The organism is Pseudomonas sp. DD1, from assembly GCF_044510355.1.
GTDB lineage: Bacteria > Pseudomonadota > Gammaproteobacteria > Pseudomonadales > Pseudomonadaceae > Aquipseudomonas > Aquipseudomonas shahriarae.
The window spans coordinates 140963-156254 of record NZ_MSAJ01000022.1 but is presented as its reverse complement, the minus strand read 5'-3'; the positions used below and the strand labels follow the sequence as shown (position 1 = coordinate 156254).

Here is a 15292-nt window from a genome sequence, read left to right as displayed (position 1 = left end):
GCCCAGTCTCCACTAAATCCTCAGTTCCACCTCGCCCAGCCGCCCGCCATGGGGGCCAAAGCTGCGCTCGACCATGTGCCGCAGCCCATCGGCATGCACAATCAGCGCGGTACTCGCCCGCGTCCCGTAACTGGGGCTGGCGATAAACACACTCGATAACAGACTCTCCGTGGCCAACCCGACACCGGTATCCGGCAGTTCGGCAAAGGGTGCGGTCTGCGGGTCGCTCAAAATCCCCAGCAAGGCTTCAGGCTGCGGATCATCCAGCACTTGGGCCAGTGCTGCCTTGGCCTTGAGCAGCTTTGGCCAGGGCGTATCCAGCCCGGCATTGGATAAGCCATAGATCCCGGCCGTCAGTTGGGTAGGCGTCGACTCATTGGCGTTGTAGTGCCACAGCTCTTGAGGCGTGCCAATCAGCAGGTTGAAGCCGGCATATTCAATTGATCTGCCGTTAACATCGGCTAAATAGTGGTCAATCGGCAGGGAACCGTGGAGAAAACGCGCCACCAACTCGCCCCGGGACTTGCGCGCCGGTGGCTGGTGCGGGTCACGGATATTGGTCAGCGCGGCAAACCGTCCGTCGGCGCCGATCCCCAGCCAGGTGCCCCCGGCTTCCTGGTCGCGACCGGCATACACCTGCGGTGTATCGGGCCACTGGGCCAAGGGCAGGCTGGGCCGGGCGTAGAATTCGTCACGGTTGGCCGCGACGATCAGGGGCTGGGCATGTCCCGGCCGCCAGGCGAAAACAATCAGGCACATAAGGCGATCCTTTTGTGTTTTGCTCACTCTACCCATAGATCCGCCGGCTATCCATCGTATCCAAGTTGGGCCAGATGCCTCCCATCCGTTAACATGCCAGGCTGCTTGGCGCGGGTGCGAACTTCTTCATTTGATCGAGCCGCTGTAACGCAGGCTTAATCGTCCACCGGCAAGGTCCGTGCGCAATAACGAATGATTTAACGAGGAGTCGCAATGCTGCCTTACCCGCAGATCGACCCGGTGGCCCTGGCCATCGGTCCGCTGAAAATCCACTGGTACGGGTTGATGTACCTGATCGGCATCGGCGGCGCCTGGCTGTTGGCTTCCCGACGCCTGAACCGCTTTGATCCGACCTGGACCAAGGAGAAGCTCTCCGACATGGTGTTCTGGATGTCGATGGGCGTGATTGTCGGCGGGCGCCTGGGTTATGTGTTGTTCTACGACCTGAGCGCGTACCTGGCCAACCCGACCCTGATTTTCGAGGTGTGGAAGGGCGGCATGGCGTTCCACGGCGGTTTTATCGGCGTGATGCTCGCGGCCTGGTGGTTTGGCCGACGTAATGGCAAGTCATTCTTCCAACTGATGGACTTTATCGCGCCGATGGTGCCGATTGGCCTGGGTGCCGGGCGTATCGGTAACTTCATCAACGCCGAATTGTGGGGCAAGCCGACCGACGTGCCGTGGGCCATGGTGTTCCCGCCGTTCAGCGACCCGGCGCAGTTGGCGCGCCATCCGTCGCAGTTGTACCAGTTCGCCCTGGAAGGCGTGGCGCTGTTCCTGATCCTCTACATCTACTCGCGCAAACCCCGCCCAACCATGGCGGTTTCGGGGATGTTCGCCCTGTTCTACGGGATTTTCCGTTTCATCGTCGAGTTCGTGCGGGTGCCGGATGCGCAGTTGGGCTACCTGGCGTTCGGCTGGCTGACCATGGGTCAGGTTCTCAGCATTCCGATGATTCTTGCTGGCCTGGGCCTGCTCTGGTGGGCTTACAACCGCCCGCAGGCGATCAAGACCAGCGCGCTATAAATTCGAACGCCGGGGCCTGAGGGCCTCGGCTTCACCGATACAGGTAATGTCATGAAGCAATATCTCGAGCTGGTTGCCCACGTCATCAACAACGGCACCAAGCAGGCCAACCGCACTGGCGTGAACACCATCAGCTTCCCCGGTGCGATGTTGCGCTTTGATCTGCAGGAAGGTTTCCCAGCCATCACCACTCGCAAAATGGCCTTCAAGTCGGCGATTGGCGAGATGTGTGGCTTTTTGCGTGGGGTGAATAACGCCGCCGAATTCCGCGCCCTGGGCTGCAAGGTGTGGGACCAGAACGCTAACGAAAACGCGCAGTGGCTGGCCAACCCGTTCCGCCAGGGCGAGGACGACCTGGGCGAGATCTACGGTGTGCAATGGCGCAAATGGCCGGCGTACAAGCAGATCCCGTTGAGCAACCAGGCCGCTATCGAGCAGACCCTGGCCCAGGGCTATCGCCAGATCGCCGAAGGCGAGGAAGACGGTCAGGCCTACGTGGTGCTGTACAAGGCCATCGACCAGATTCGCCAGTGCGTCGACACCATCATCAAGGACCCGGGCAGCCGGCGCATCCTGTTCCACGGCTGGAACTGCGCCCAGCTCGATGAAATGGCCTTGCCGCCGTGCCACCTGCTGTACCAGTTCCACCCGAATGTCGAGACCAGGGAGATTTCCCTGACCCTCTACATCCGCTCCAACGACCTGGGCCTGGGCACGCCGTTCAACCTCACCGAAGGCGCCGCACTGCTGAGCCTGATCGGTCGCCTGACTGGCTACACACCGCGCTGGTTCACCTATTTCATCGGTGACGCGCACGTCTACGAAAACCACCTGGACATGCTCAACGAACAGCTCAAGCGCGAGCCTTTCGCCGCGCCGAAGCTGGTGATCAGCGAGCGCGTGCCGGAGTTTGCCAAGACCGGGGTGTACCAGCCGGAGTGGCTGGAGCTGATCGAGCCGAGCGATTTCTCGCTGGAAGGCTATGAGCACCATGCGCCGATGACGGCGCCGATGGCGGTCTAGTCGAGACCGCATCGTCTGCATCGCAGGCAAGCCAGCTCCCACATGTGACCGAGTAGTTAGGCACATGTGGGAGCTGGCTTGCCTGCGATGGCGTCAACTCAGTCACCCCATTATCTAATGCCCGTGACTACGACCCACATGTGAATGCTCCGCCTCACTGGCCGCCACACTCCCACTGACCTCCAGCCGCTGCAAAATCCCACACTGGTCGATCTCCGGCCCTTCGCCACAGCGCTGGCGCAGGTCGATCAACTGTTTCTGCAAGGCCAGCAGCCCATCAATCCGCGCCTTGACGTGATGGATATGCTCGTCGATCAGCGCATTTACATTTTCACACTGGTCCTGGGGGCTGTCGCGCAGGCCCAGCAGGCTGCGGATTTCCTCCAGGGTCATGTCCAGGCTGCGGCAGTTGCGGATAAACGTCAGGCGCTCGGTGTGGGCCTGGGTGTACAGGCGGTAGTTGCCCTCGCTGCGCGCCGGTGGCGGCAGCAGGCCTTCCTTTTCGTAATAACGGATGGTTTCCACCGGGCAGTCGGTCAGTTTGGCCAATTCACCGATCTTCATCGCAGCAATCTCCAAAAGGGTGCTTGACCCTATAGTGGCTACAGGGTCTTTACTTGGCAACAGGCACCTTCATGGACGCGACACAATGAGCGAATCCCTGCGCACCCCGCACAAGCACGACCACAGCCACGATCATGATCACGACCATGATCATAGCCATCACGACCACGGCCATGATCATGACCACAGCCATCATGATCACGCGCAAAAGCTTGCCCCTGTGAAAGAGCATGATCATGGCGGCGGCTCCTGCTGTTCCGGCGCGGCAGCCCCCTCGTTGGTGACATTGACGCAAACAACCAGCGCCAACGCGCGCCTGAGCACTTTCCGCATCGAGGCCATGGACTGCCCCACCGAGCAAACGCTGATCCAGAACAAACTGGGCAAGATGGCCGGTGTGCAGCAGTTGGAATTCAACCTGATCAACCGCATCCTCGGTGTCACCCACGACCTGCCGAGCACCGCGCCGATCGTCGAGGCCATCAAGTCCCTGGGCATGCAGGCCGATCCGATCGAGGAGGGCGTGCCGGCCGCCGCACCACCGGCCAAGAAGCACTGGTGGCCGCTGGCCCTGTCCGGCTTTTGCGCCCTGGCGGCGGAGGTGATTCATTTCACCGACGCGGCTCCGACCTGGGTGGTGGCGCTGGTGGCGCTGGTGTCGATCCTCAGTGGCGGCCTCACCACCTACAAAAAGGGCTGGATTGCCCTGAAAAACCTCAACCTGAACATCAACGCGCTGATGAGCATCGCCGTGACCGGTGCGATCCTGATCGGCCAGTGGCCGGAAGCGGCGATGGTGATGTTCCTGTTTACCGTGGCCGAGTTGATCGAGGCCAAGTCCCTGGACCGTGCGCGCAATGCCATCAGTGGCTTGATGCAGATGACCCCGGAGCAGGCCACGGTGCGTCAGGCTGACGGTAGTTGGGTCGAACAAGAGGTCAAGACCATTGAACTGGGTGCCATCGTGCGGGTACGCCCTGGCGAGCGCATTGGTCTGGATGGTGAAGTCACCGCCGGCCAGTCCACCATCGACCAGGCGCCGATCACCGGCGAAAGCCTGCCGATCGAGAAAACCGTGGGCGATAAAGTCTTCGCCGGCACCATCAACCAGGCCGGTTCCCTGGAATACCGGGTGACCGCTGCCGCCAATAACTCGACCCTGGCGCGCATCATCCACGCAGTGGAACAGGCCCAGGGCTCGCGGGCGCCGACCCAGCGCTTTGTGGACAGCTTCTCGAAAATCTACACCCCGGCGGTGTTCCTGTTTGCCCTCGGCGTGGCCGTGATCCCACCGCTGTTCATGGGCGCGGTGTGGTTCGACTGGATCTATCGCGCCCTGGTGCTGTTGGTGGTCGCGTGCCCTTGTGCCCTGGTGATTTCCACCCCGGTGACCATCGTCAGCGGCCTGGCGGCGGCGGCGCGCAAAGGCATCCTGATCAAGGGCGGCGTGTACCTGGAGGCCGGCTACAAGCTCGACTACCTGGCCCTGGACAAGACCGGCACCATCACCCACGGCAAGCCGGTGCAGACCGACTACCTGGCGTTGTTCCCCAATGTAGAAGACAACGCGCCGGCCCTGGCCGCCAGCCTGGCCGCGCGTTCCGACCACCCAGTGTCGCTGGCGATCGCCAATGCCGCTGTGGATAAAAAACTCCCGCTGCAGGTTGTGGATAACTTCGAAGCCCTGGCCGGGCGCGGGGTCCGTGGCGAGATCAACGGTGAGGTCTATCACCTGGGCAACCACCGCCTGGTGGAAGAGCTGGGCCTGTGCTCGCCGGCCCTTGAAGAAAAACTCTTCGCCCTGGAAAAACAAGGCAAGTCCGTGGTGCTGCTGCTCGACAAATCCGGCCCGCTGGCGCTGTTCGCCGTGGCCGATACGGTCAAGGACAGCAGTCGCGAAGCTATCCAGCAGTTGCACGACCTGGGCATCAAGACCCTGATGCTCACCGGCGACAACACCCACACCGCCCAGGCAATTGCCGCCCAGGTGGGCATCGACCAGGCCCAGGGCGATCTGTTGCCCACCGACAAGCTCAAGGCTATCGAGGACCTGTACGGGAAAAACCACCGGGTCGGCATGGTCGGCGATGGCATCAACGACGCCCCGGCCCTGGCCCGCGCCGAAATTGGCTTTGCCATGGCCGCAGCAGGCACCGACACGGCCATCGAGACCGCCGACGTGGCGCTGATGGACGATGATTTGCGCAAGATTCCGGCATTCATACGCTTGTCGCGACAAACGTCGAGTATCCTCAAGCAGAACATCGCCCTGGCGCTGGTGATCAAGGCGATCTTCCTGGCCGTCACCTTCATGGGCATGGCCACCATGTGGATGGCGGTGTTTGCTGACATGGGCGTGAGCCTGCTGGTGGTATTCAATGGTCTGCGCCTGTTGCGCAAATAGTCGATGAGAGGGTGGTGTGCTGAGTGCCGAGTTGAAGGCGTTTTACATGGTCGCCCGCCTGGGCAGCATTACCCAGGCGGCGAAAAAACTCGGCCTGAGCCAACCCACGGTGACCACCCAGATCCGCAATCTGGAAAGCCAGTACTCGGTTGAGCTGTTCTATCGCGGTGGCCGCCGCCTCACCGTCAGCGACGAAGGGGCGCGGCTGTTGCCGATGGTCAAGGCGCTGTTGCAGCAGGAGGCGGATATCGAGTTTTTCCTGCGCAACAGCGGCCAGGTCCAGGGCACGTTGCGCATCGCCGCGACCGCGCCCTATTACATCCTCGACCTGGTGAAAACCTTCCGCGAACGCTTGCCCCACGTGGAAGTGGCAGTGGAAATCGGCAACTCCCAACAGGTCCTCGAAGCGCTGGATGATTACCGGGTGGACGTCGCCGCCTCCTCGCAATTGCTGGAAGACCCGCGCCTGATCCGCCGGGTGCTGGGCACCGACCCGCTGGTGCTGGCGGTGCATCGCAATCATCCGCTGGCCGTGCTGGAACATGTGCCGCTCAGTGCGCTGGCGGGGCATACCCTGTTGATGCGCGAGGCAGGTTCGACCACCCGGCGCTTGACCGAAGAGATGCTCAAAGGCGCTGGCGTGGGTTATGGGCCGCTGCTGGAAATCGGCAGCCGTGAGTCGATCCGCGAGGCGGTGCTGCGCAATATCGGCATCAGCATCATAGCCCGCCAGGAAGTGCCCCATGACCCGCAACTGCGGGTGCTGACCATCGAGAATGCGCCGCAGATTCCTGAATACCTGTACTGCCTCAAGGAGCGTAAAGGTGCGCGGTTGCCGGCGGCGTTTCTGGGGTTGGCGCAGGAAATGTCGCCGCTCTGAAAGATTTTGGGTGGTTTTGAAATCGCCATCGCAGACAAGCCAGCTCCCACATTTGGAGCTGTGAATACCTTCAAGTGTGGGAGCCGGCTTGCCTGCGATAGCGGTAGACCCAACACCCCATGGCTCTGCCCCTACCCAAATCCACCAATACCACTATCACCCGCTTTTGCCTTCCTGCCACACCAGGGACGCATTTGCTGCCTAGCATGGCCTTCATCAGTTTGATGAGGTGCCACCATGAACACAGCCCAGCTCAACCCCGGCGCGCCGATGACGGTGCGTGGTATCCAGAAGCGCTTTGGCGCCTTTACTGCCCTGGACCATGTGTCCCTGGACGTCGCCGCCGGTGAACTGGTGTGCCTGCTCGGCCCCTCGGGCTGCGGCAAGACCACCTTGCTGCGTTGCATCGCCGGCCTGGAGCGCCAGGACAGCGGCGAGTTGTACCTGGGTGATCGTGACGTTTCCCTACTGGCACCCCAGGCGCGGGACTACGGCATTCTGTTCCAGTCCTACGCGCTGTTCCCCAACCTCAGCGTCGAGGCCAATATCGGCTACGGCTTGGCCGGCAGCGGGCGCGATGAAGTGCGCAAACGCGTGGCGCAGATGCTGGAACTGGTCGGCCTGACCGGCAGCGAAAAGAAATACCCCGGCCAACTGTCCGGCGGCCAGCAGCAACGGGTCGCCCTGGCCCGTGCCCTGGCGCCGGCCCCGTCGCTGTTGCTGCTGGATGAGCCGATGTCGGCCCTCGATGCCCGGGTGCGCGAGCACCTGTGCACCGAGTTGCGCCAGCTGCAACGCCGCCTGGGCATCACCACCCTGATGGTCACCCACAACCAGGACGAGGCCATGCTGATGGCCGACCGTATCGCCGTGATGAACAACGGCAAGGTCGAGCAGTACGCCACTCCCCAAGAGATTTACGACCGCCCGGCTACTCCGTTCGTGGCCGAGTTTGTCGGCCAGGGCAACTGGCTGCCCTTCAGCCGCAACAGCGCCAGCCACGCCCAGGTTGGCGGGATGAATGTGCGCCTGGCCGAAGACAGCGGCAAGGCCGCGTCGGGCCGCCTGTTCTGCCGGCCGGAAGCGATCAGCGTCAACCCGCCGGTACACGAAGAAAACCTGTTCCCGGCCAAGGTCCGCGAGATCACCTTCCTCGGCAACCGTTGCCGCATGAGCTTTGAACTGGACCAGTTGCCCGGCCATCCGCTGCTGGCCGAACTGGCGCCGGAAGCCATGCCACGCCTGGGTGCCCAGGATATCTGGGTGGCGCTGCCGCCGCGCAGCCTGCAGGTGTTTGCCTGAGATGGCCACTGATATGACCCTGCCAGTACCCGGCCGTGTGGCGCGTCAGGCTTCCCGTGCGCAAATCGGCGACCGTATCTTCGTACTGGGCGGCAAGCTACTGCTACTGTGCCTGTTGGGCCTCGCCGTACTGCTGCCGTTGCTGGCGATCTTCTGGCGCGGTTTCAGCGCCGAAGACGGCCAGGGCGGCGGGCTGGTGGCGGCGCGTGAGCTGCTGACCAGCGCCAACTTCCACTGGCTGCTGGGCAACAGCCTGAAGGTTTCCCTGAGCGTCGCGATCATTGTCGTACCCCTGGCCTACCTGTTTGCCTACGCCTTGCAACGCACACTGATCCCCGGCAAGACCCTCTGGCGCGGCCTTTCGTTGCTGCCGCTGATGGCGCCGTCGATGCTGCCGGGCATCGCCCTGGTGTACCTGTTCGGCAACCAGGGCATGTTGCGTGGCCTGCTGTCCGACAACATCTACGGCTTCTGGGGGATTGTCCTCGGTGAAGTGATCTACACCTTTCCCCATGCGCTGATGATCCTGCTGTCGGCGCTGTCCCTGGCGGATGCGCGCTTGTTCGATGCCGCCTCGAGCATGGGCGCCAGCCCGGCCCGGGCGTTTCGCAGCATCACCTGGCCGGCGACGCGCCAGGCCGTGTTCGCCGCGTTCTGCCTGGTGTTCACCCTGACCATCACGGACTTCGGCGTACCGGTGGTGGTGGGCGGTGACTATCAAGTGCTGGCGCTGGAGGCCTACAAGGCCGTGGTCGGCCAACAGCAGTTCGGTCGCGGCGCCTTGATCGGCATGGTGCTGCTGCTGCCGGCGTTGCTCAGTTTCGCGGTGGATACCTGGCTGCGCCGGCGCCACGGCGACTCCATGAGCGGCCGCGCCCAGGTGTTCCAGCCGGCGCCATCGCGTCTGCGTGATGGCTGCTACCTGGCGATTGTGCTGCTGATCTGCGCGGTGCTGCTGTTGGTGTTCGGCATGGCGGTGTACTCGTCGCTGGTGAAGTTCTGGCCGTACAACCTGTCGCTGTCGCTCAACCACTACCAGTTCAACGACACCGCTGGCGGCGGCTGGCTGGCCTATCGCAACAGCCTGACCATGGCGATCTGCACTGCACTGATTGGCAGTGTGCTGATCTTCACCGGCGCTTACCTGATGGAAAAGACCAAGGGGCAGAAGGGCTTGAACCTGGCGCTGCGCATGCTCAGCTTTGTGCCGATGGCGGTGCCTGGCCTGGTGCTGGGCCTGGGCTACGTGTTCTTTTTCAATCTCAACGGCAACCCGCTGCATGTGCTCTACGGGACCATGACGCTGCTGGTGGTGTGCACCATTGCTCACTATTTGACCACCGCGCAAATGACCGCCACCACCGCCCTGCGCCAACTCGACGCCGAGTTCGAAGCCGCCGCGCTGTCGCTCAAGGCGCCGCTGTACCGCCACTTTTTGCGGGTCACCGTGCCGATCTGCCTGCCGGCGCTGTTGGACATCCTGCGCTACCTGTTTGTCTCGGCGATGACCACCGTATCGGCCGCGATCTTTCTCTACAGCCCCGACACCATCCTTGCGGCGGTGGCGGTGCTGAACATGGACGACGCCGGCAACGTGGGCGGCGCGGCGGCCATGTCGACCCTGATTCTGTTCACTTCAGCCGGCGTCTCGCTGCTGCTGGCGTGGGCCTCACGCGGCTTGTTGCGCCGCTCCCAGGCCTGGCGCCAAACCGCGCCCGGTCAATAACTCTGCCCCACACAAGGAAACGCACCATGTTCAAGCCCCTGGCCCTCGCCGCTGCTGTGCTCACCGCGTTCAGCCTGAATGCCTTTGCTGCCAAGACCGAGTTGACCGTGTACACGGCCCTTGAAGCCGAGCAGTTGAAGACCTACAAGACAGCCTTCGAAGCGGCCAACCCGGACGTCGAGATCAAGTGGGTGCGCGACTCCACCGGCATCATCACCGCCAAGCTGCTGGCAGAAAAAGCCCGCCCACAAGCCGATGCGGTGTGGGGCCTGGCGGCCTCCAGTCTGGCGATCCTCGATCAGCAAGGCATGCTGCAAAGCTATGCGCCGAAGGATCTGGACAAAATTGGCAAGAACTACCGCGACGCCGCCAACCCACCGGCCTGGGTCGGCATGGACGTGTGGGCTGCGACCATTTGCTTCAACACTGTCGAAGCCGAGAAACAGGGCCTGAGCAAGCCGATCAGTTGGCAAGACCTGACCAAGCCTGAGTACAAGGGCAAGATCGTCATGCCTAACCCGGCGTCGTCCGGCACCGGTTTTCTCGACGTCAGCGCCTGGTTGCAGACCTTCGGCGAGAAGCAGGGCTGGCAGTATATGGATGACCTGCACCAGAACATCGGCCAGTACGTGCACTCCGGTTCCAAGCCATGCAAGTTGGCGGCTTCCGGTGAGTTCCCAATCGGCATTTCCTTCGAATACCCAGCGGTGCAGCTCAAGCGCCAGGGCGCGCCACTGGATATCGTATTGCCCAAGGAAGGCCTGGGCTGGGACATCGAAGCCACTGCGGTGATCAAGGGCACGGCCCACCCGGAAGCGGCACAGAAGCTCGCCGATTTCTCTGCAAGCCCCGCAGCGATGGAGCTGTACAAGGAAAACTTCGCCGTGCTGGCCCAGCCGGGCATTGCCAAGCCGCAGACAGAATTGCCGGCGGACTATGAGCAGCGCCTGATCAAGAATGACTTTGCCTGGGCCTCGAAAAACCGCGATAACATCCTGGCTGAATGGCGTAAGCGCTATGACGGCAAGTCGGAGAAAGTGGCAGGTCAATAATATTCGTTGGGGCTGATGGCCTCGTCGCCGGCAAGCCAGCTCCCACATTTGAAGGTGTTCACAATTCACCCTGTGGGAGCTGGCTTGCCGGCGATTGCGGCCTCAAATTCAGGACATCACTTAATGACACACCACAGCGATCTGCTGATCATCGGCGCCGGCATCCTCGGCCTGTCCCATGCCTACGCCGCCGCCAAACGCGGCCTCAAGGTCACGGTGTTCGAGCGCACGGCCACGCCCCTGGGCGCCTCGGTGCGCAACTTCGGCCAGGCCCTGGTCACCGGCCAACCGCCGGGGCAGATGCTCGACCTGGCCCGGCAAAGCCGCGAGATCTGGGGCCAGTGGGCGCAACAGGCGAACCTGCAGCTCAAGCGCAATGGCTCTTACCTGTTTGCCCGCACCGAAGCCGAAGAGCATCTGCTGGAGGCTTTTTGCGCCGGGCGCGCCAAGGCGCATGGCTACCGCGTCAACCTGTTGCAAGGCGCAGCGCTGAACGACTTGTATGGCGGCCAGTTCCGCCATCACCGCGCCGCGCTGCACGGCCTGGACGATCAGCAACTGTATTCCCGTGAGGCGCTGCCGGCGCTGATCGAGTACCTGCGCCGCGACCTCAAGGTGGAGTTCCACTTCTCCACCCTGGTGCGCGACATCGCACCGGGCCAGGTGCACAGCACCGCCGGCAGCTTTCGTGGCAAGCAGATCATCGTGTGCTCCGGCCACGACTACCAAACCCTGCTGGCCGAACAGATCGCCGCACTCCAGCCGCAAATCTGCCAACTGCAAATGCTGCGCGCTCGGCCCAAGGTGGAGCTGAACCTGCAACACGCGCTGCTGACCGGCCTGAGCTGTGTGCACTACGGCGCCTTTGCCGACTTGCCGGAAGCGGCGCCCGTGCAGGCGCAGATCCTGCGCGATACACCGCACCTGCATGAACATGGCATCCACCTGCTGATCAGCCCGACGCCCCATGGCGAGTTGATCATCGGGGATTCCCACCATTACGGCAGCGATCCTTCGCCATTCAACGCCGAACAGGTGGACAACTGGATGATCGAACTGGCCGAGCAGACCCTGGGCTGTCAGATTCAGGTCGTCGAGCGCTGGCAAGGGGTCTATGGTTCCCGTGGGCCGGGGCCGTTTTCGTTCCTGCGCGCCGCCGAGGGGGTCAGCGTGGCGTTGATGCACACCGGCGTGGGCATGAGCGTGGGGCCGGCGCTGGCCGAGCGCAATATCACTGAACTGTGGGGGCAGGCGTAATGAACGCTGAGCAGGTGGTCGCTGAAGTCTTTGGCCTGTACGAGCAGCACGGCGCTGCCGATTACATTGGCGAGCCGGTGTCGCAGATCGAGCATATGTCCCAGGCCGCGCAACTGGCCATGGCTGAAGGCTTTGACGATGAAGTGGTGCTGGCGGCGTTCTTCCACGATATCGGGCACATCTGCGGCCAGGGTGGGGAGAATATGGGCGGCTACGGCGTGGTCAGCCACGAACGCCTGGGTGCCGATTACTTGCGGCGTGCCGGGTTCAGCGAGCGCCTGGCGAAACTGGTGGAGTATCACGTGCAGGCCAAGCGTTACCTGACCTTCAGCCAGCCGGACTACTATGCGCGCTTGAGCGAGGCCAGCCGCCGCACCCTGGGTTACCAGGGCGGGGTGATGACGGCCGACGAGGCCCGTGTGTTTGAGCAGGACCCGCTGTGTGCGGTGAGCCTGCGCATGCGCCACTGGGATGAGCAGGCCAAGGCAATGCACGTGCCGGTGCTCGACCTTGAGGTGTTGAAGGCCAAGGCCCGGCACCTGCTGGCGGCTTAAGCCTCGTCCAGGCGCTGGGCCAGGGCTTCGATCTGTTCCTGGCGCTCGGCCTGGCTCAACCGTGCATGGGGGTTGAGCGATGACCATTGCGGATGGGCACGCGCCTTGTGCAGGGCCTCAGGCAGTTTGCCTTCGCGCCAGCTCTTGTCCTGCGGGGTGTCGACCTTGATGCTGTGCATCGCCGCGTGCCCCCGCAGGTTCAGGGCCTTGAGCAACTGGCGCTGGCGCAGGGCCAACAGGCGCAACACGCTGTCATCCACGGTCAGCTCGCGCTGGCCCTTGATCTTGCCCAGCAAACGGCTGCCGTAGCTGCGCGCAGTTTGCAGGGCGCCCCCGGCAATCGCCCCGGCCAGGGCGGCGGCGCCCAGGGTCAGGCCGCCGACCAGCAAGTCCACGCCGGCACCGGCCGCAGCTCCCGCGGCAATCCCGCCGCCGACCCGCACCCCCAGTTGCTTGAGGGTTTCGGGGTTGAACAAATCATCGCCCCAACGTCCGTCCAGCAGCGGCAAGTCGCTGGCAGCGGCGTCTTGCGCACGGAAGCCGTAGAGTTTGAGCAGGGCCTCGACGCAACGTTGTTCGCGCTGGCGCACGGCTTTGCGCAGATCGCTGACGGCTTGCTGTTCATCCTCGATGACCACGCTGCGCCGGCACGCGGCGCAGTCGATCAGCAGCTCGGCGATCAGGCGTGCGGCGCTTTGCTGGCGCGCCTGGCGTTGGGCCTCCTGGTCGAGAATCAGCCGCTCCAACTGTGGCCGTGAGCTTTCCAGCAACAGGGCCAGGCTTTCATACAGCCGCCGCTCGCCATCTTCTGGGGGCGCCACGCTGTCAAAGCGCACCAGCGCATGCAGGCCCAGGCGGGCCAGGGCTTCGCGCCAGTCCGGCTCGCGGTGTTCGGCGCTGCTGACAAAGTTGAGCACCGGCAGCAGCGGTTTGCCGCAACTGGCCAGCACTTGCAGCTCGTCGCGGTACTTGGCCAGCACCGGTTCCCGGGCGTCGATCACGTACAGGCCGGCATCGGACGCCAATAACTGGCGCAGCACCTTGGCCTCCTGCTCAAAGCGCTGGCGGGCTTCGCTGCCTTCGAGGAAGCGCGCCAGGCGGGCCGGGCCATCCAGGCGTTCGCCGGGGCGGTCGAGGCGCTCCAGGTAATCGAGCAGGGCGATGGCATCTTCCAGGCCCGGCGTGTCGTACAGCTCCAGCAAGGCTTCACCGTCCACCGACAGGCGTGCGCCTTCGACATGCCGGGTAGTGCTGGGGCGGTGGGACACTTCGCCAAAGCCCACGTCCCGGGTCAGGGTGCGCAGCAGCGAGGTCTTGCCGACGTTGGTGTGGCCGACCACGGCCAGTTTCAGGGGTTTAGTCATGGCCCGTCTCCAGCCAGGTGAGCGGCGCGCAGTCGGCGAAGGGGAGGTCCAGTTGCTGCAAGGCCGTGTGCCAATCGCCGAGGCGCTCGGCATCCAGCGCCTGGCCCGGTGGCGCTTGCAACAGCCAGACCCGGGTGGCGCTGGCGCTGCGGGCCAGCTCGCCAATCAGCGCGAGGCTGCCGCGATCCGGCGAGCGGCGCGGGTCGCAGGCGATCACCAGGCGTGCGGGCGGGAAGCGGGTCAGTTGCTCCAGCAGTTTGTGGCGAGACTCACGGCTGTCGAGGATGCCGGCGTCCTTGACCATGGCCGGAAGTTTGGGCGGCCAGGGGTGCTGGTCGTCGAGTTCGATGGCCACCAGCAGGGCGCCATCGCTGTGCAGTTCGCTGGCACCGCCGCTGACGTGGTGCAACTGCTCAGGCGCGACATCGCTGACGCCAAGGCGTTCGCTGCTGGGCATCAAGGCATCGCGCAAGTGGCTGTAGCCGGGCAGGTTGAGGTCCAGGCCCAAGGCCGCGCGCCCGCGTCTCCAGCGCCATAGGCACAACAGGGCGAGAATCAACCGGGGCAGCAGGCCATAGACCAGCAACACCCCCACCAGCCACGCAGCCCAGGCCTGGCGGGCGCTTTCGATAGTCAGCGCCGAGTCGCCGCTGGTGCGGATCATCTCCACGCTGGGCACGCTGAAGCCGAGCAGTGCGGGCAGGCTGCCCAGGGCCTGGGTCACGCTGACAAAGGTATCGGCCCCAAGAATGGTGGTTTCCCAGACAAACCCGTAGCGCCGGGTGGCCATCAAGGTCAGCAGGATCACCAGCGCGCTGCACAGCGCCAGCAGCCACAGGCCATTGACCAGCACGCCGACCGCCCAGCGGTTGAGCTTCTGGCGTTGCAACAGTAACAACAGCGCCGGCGCCAGTTGTGCGGCCTTGGCATCGCGGGCAAGTTTTTCGCTGAGCCACAACCACAGGCGGCCCAAGCTGGCGCTGTGTTCGCCGGCAAACAACAGGCCCAGGGCCCAGCTCAGCAGCAGGATCAGGTTCAAGCCCAGCAGGCTGCCCAGGGCCCAGAACACATTGACCGGGGTCTGGCCGTTGCCCAGGGCGGCGAAGGCCAGGCCGGCGCCGCTGACGATGGCCAGCACCATCAGCACCATCAGCGCCAGGCGTGCGCCTTGCAGCCAGTGGAGCAGGGCGGCGCGCAGGCCGTCACGTTCGGCCAGCCACAGCGCGCGGTTTTGAATGCGCGTCGGCAGATCGCCGCCGTGGCTGCGGGCCAGGCGATTGGCTTCCTGGTCTTCCAGGGGGCCAGCGTGTTCTTCACGCAGGCGCACGGTTTCCGTCAGCCAGAGTGTGTGCAGAGGTGTAAGTGCAGTCACGCGCCATCC

At 63.7% G+C, this 15292-nt stretch carries 13 protein-coding genes; 9 read left to right on the top strand and 4 right to left on the bottom strand.

Annotated features, from left to right (window positions below):
* Positions 1-12: 12 nt before the first annotated feature.
* Positions 13-759, bottom strand: coding sequence for an NRDE family protein (locus PSFL_RS14005; protein ID WP_057440409.1), 747 nt, complete (start codon positions 757-759; stop codon positions 13-15).
* A 213-nt stretch (positions 760-972) separates the two neighbouring features.
* On the opposite strand from PSFL_RS14005, the gene lgt reads away from it, so the two are divergent.
* Both lgt and PSFL_RS13995 read left to right on the top strand, forming a co-directional pair.
* A complete protein-coding gene (lgt, locus tag PSFL_RS14000; protein WP_057440408.1) occupies positions 973-1785 on the top strand; it encodes a prolipoprotein diacylglyceryl transferase in 813 nt (270 codons plus the stop codon).
* A 51-nt stretch (positions 1786-1836) separates the two neighbouring features.
* Positions 1837-2808 (top strand): thymidylate synthase, encoded by a 972-nt coding sequence (locus PSFL_RS13995; RefSeq protein WP_057440407.1) that lies wholly within the window; start codon positions 1837-1839, stop codon positions 2806-2808.
* A gap of 114 nt (positions 2809-2922) precedes the next feature.
* On the opposite strand, the gene cadR is transcribed toward PSFL_RS13995, so the two are convergent.
* Entirely contained in the window at positions 2923-3372 is a 450-nt protein-coding gene (gene cadR / locus PSFL_RS13990; RefSeq protein WP_057440406.1) for a Cd(II)/Pb(II)-responsive transcriptional regulator, read from the bottom strand.
* Positions 3373-3457: 85 nt separating this feature from the next.
* Here cadR and PSFL_RS13985 point away from each other — a divergent pair, with 85 nt between their 5' ends.
* The 7 genes from PSFL_RS13985 to PSFL_RS13955 all read left to right on the top strand — a co-directional run bounded on the left by PSFL_RS13985 (position 3458) and on the right by PSFL_RS13955 (position 12547).
* Complete coding sequence (locus PSFL_RS13985) at positions 3458-5776, top strand: heavy metal translocating P-type ATPase (protein ID WP_186624972.1); 2319 nt, start codon at positions 3458-3460, stop codon at positions 5774-5776.
* 16 nt (positions 5777-5792) lie between these two features.
* Positions 5793-6656 (top strand): LysR family transcriptional regulator, encoded by an 864-nt coding sequence (locus PSFL_RS13980; protein WP_397470184.1) that lies wholly within the window; start codon positions 5793-5795, stop codon positions 6654-6656.
* Between the two features lie 237 nt (positions 6657-6893).
* Entirely contained in the window at positions 6894-7958 is a 1065-nt protein-coding gene (locus tag PSFL_RS13975; protein WP_057440403.1) for a putative 2-aminoethylphosphonate ABC transporter ATP-binding protein, read from the top strand.
* Position 7959: 1 nt separating this feature from the next.
* Positions 7960-9684 (top strand): putative 2-aminoethylphosphonate ABC transporter permease subunit, encoded by a 1725-nt coding sequence (locus PSFL_RS13970; protein ID WP_057440402.1) that lies wholly within the window; start codon positions 7960-7962, stop codon positions 9682-9684.
* A gap of 26 nt (positions 9685-9710) precedes the next feature.
* Complete coding sequence (locus PSFL_RS13965) at positions 9711-10736, top strand: putative 2-aminoethylphosphonate ABC transporter substrate-binding protein (protein ID WP_115129218.1); 1026 nt, start codon at positions 9711-9713, stop codon at positions 10734-10736.
* A gap of 123 nt (positions 10737-10859) precedes the next feature.
* Positions 10860-11993 carry a TIGR03364 family FAD-dependent oxidoreductase gene (locus tag PSFL_RS13960; RefSeq protein ID WP_115129217.1) on the top strand — a complete coding sequence of 378 codons (1134 nt, stop codon included), beginning with the start codon at positions 10860-10862 and terminating at the stop codon, positions 11991-11993.
* Complete coding sequence (locus PSFL_RS13955; protein ID WP_120734300.1) at positions 11993-12547, top strand: phosphonate degradation HD-domain oxygenase; 555 nt, start codon at positions 11993-11995, stop codon at positions 12545-12547. Before PSFL_RS13960 ends, PSFL_RS13955 begins: the two co-directional genes overlap by 1 nt.
* On the opposite strand, the gene PSFL_RS13950 is transcribed toward PSFL_RS13955, so the two are convergent.
* Together PSFL_RS13950 and PSFL_RS13945 are read right to left on the bottom strand one after the other, a co-directional pair.
* The gene (locus PSFL_RS13950) at positions 12544-13911 is read right to left on the bottom strand and encodes a DUF3482 domain-containing protein (protein WP_057440398.1); all 1368 of its coding nucleotides are present in this window, start codon (positions 13909-13911) and stop codon (positions 12544-12546) included. The genes PSFL_RS13955 and PSFL_RS13950 overlap by 4 nt on opposite strands.
* Positions 13904-15283 carry a DUF2868 domain-containing protein gene (locus PSFL_RS13945; protein WP_115129215.1) on the bottom strand — a complete coding sequence of 460 codons (1380 nt, stop codon included), beginning with the start codon at positions 15281-15283 and terminating at the stop codon, positions 13904-13906. Before PSFL_RS13945 ends, PSFL_RS13950 begins: the two co-directional genes overlap by 8 nt.
* Positions 15284-15292: the final 9 nt, after the last annotated feature.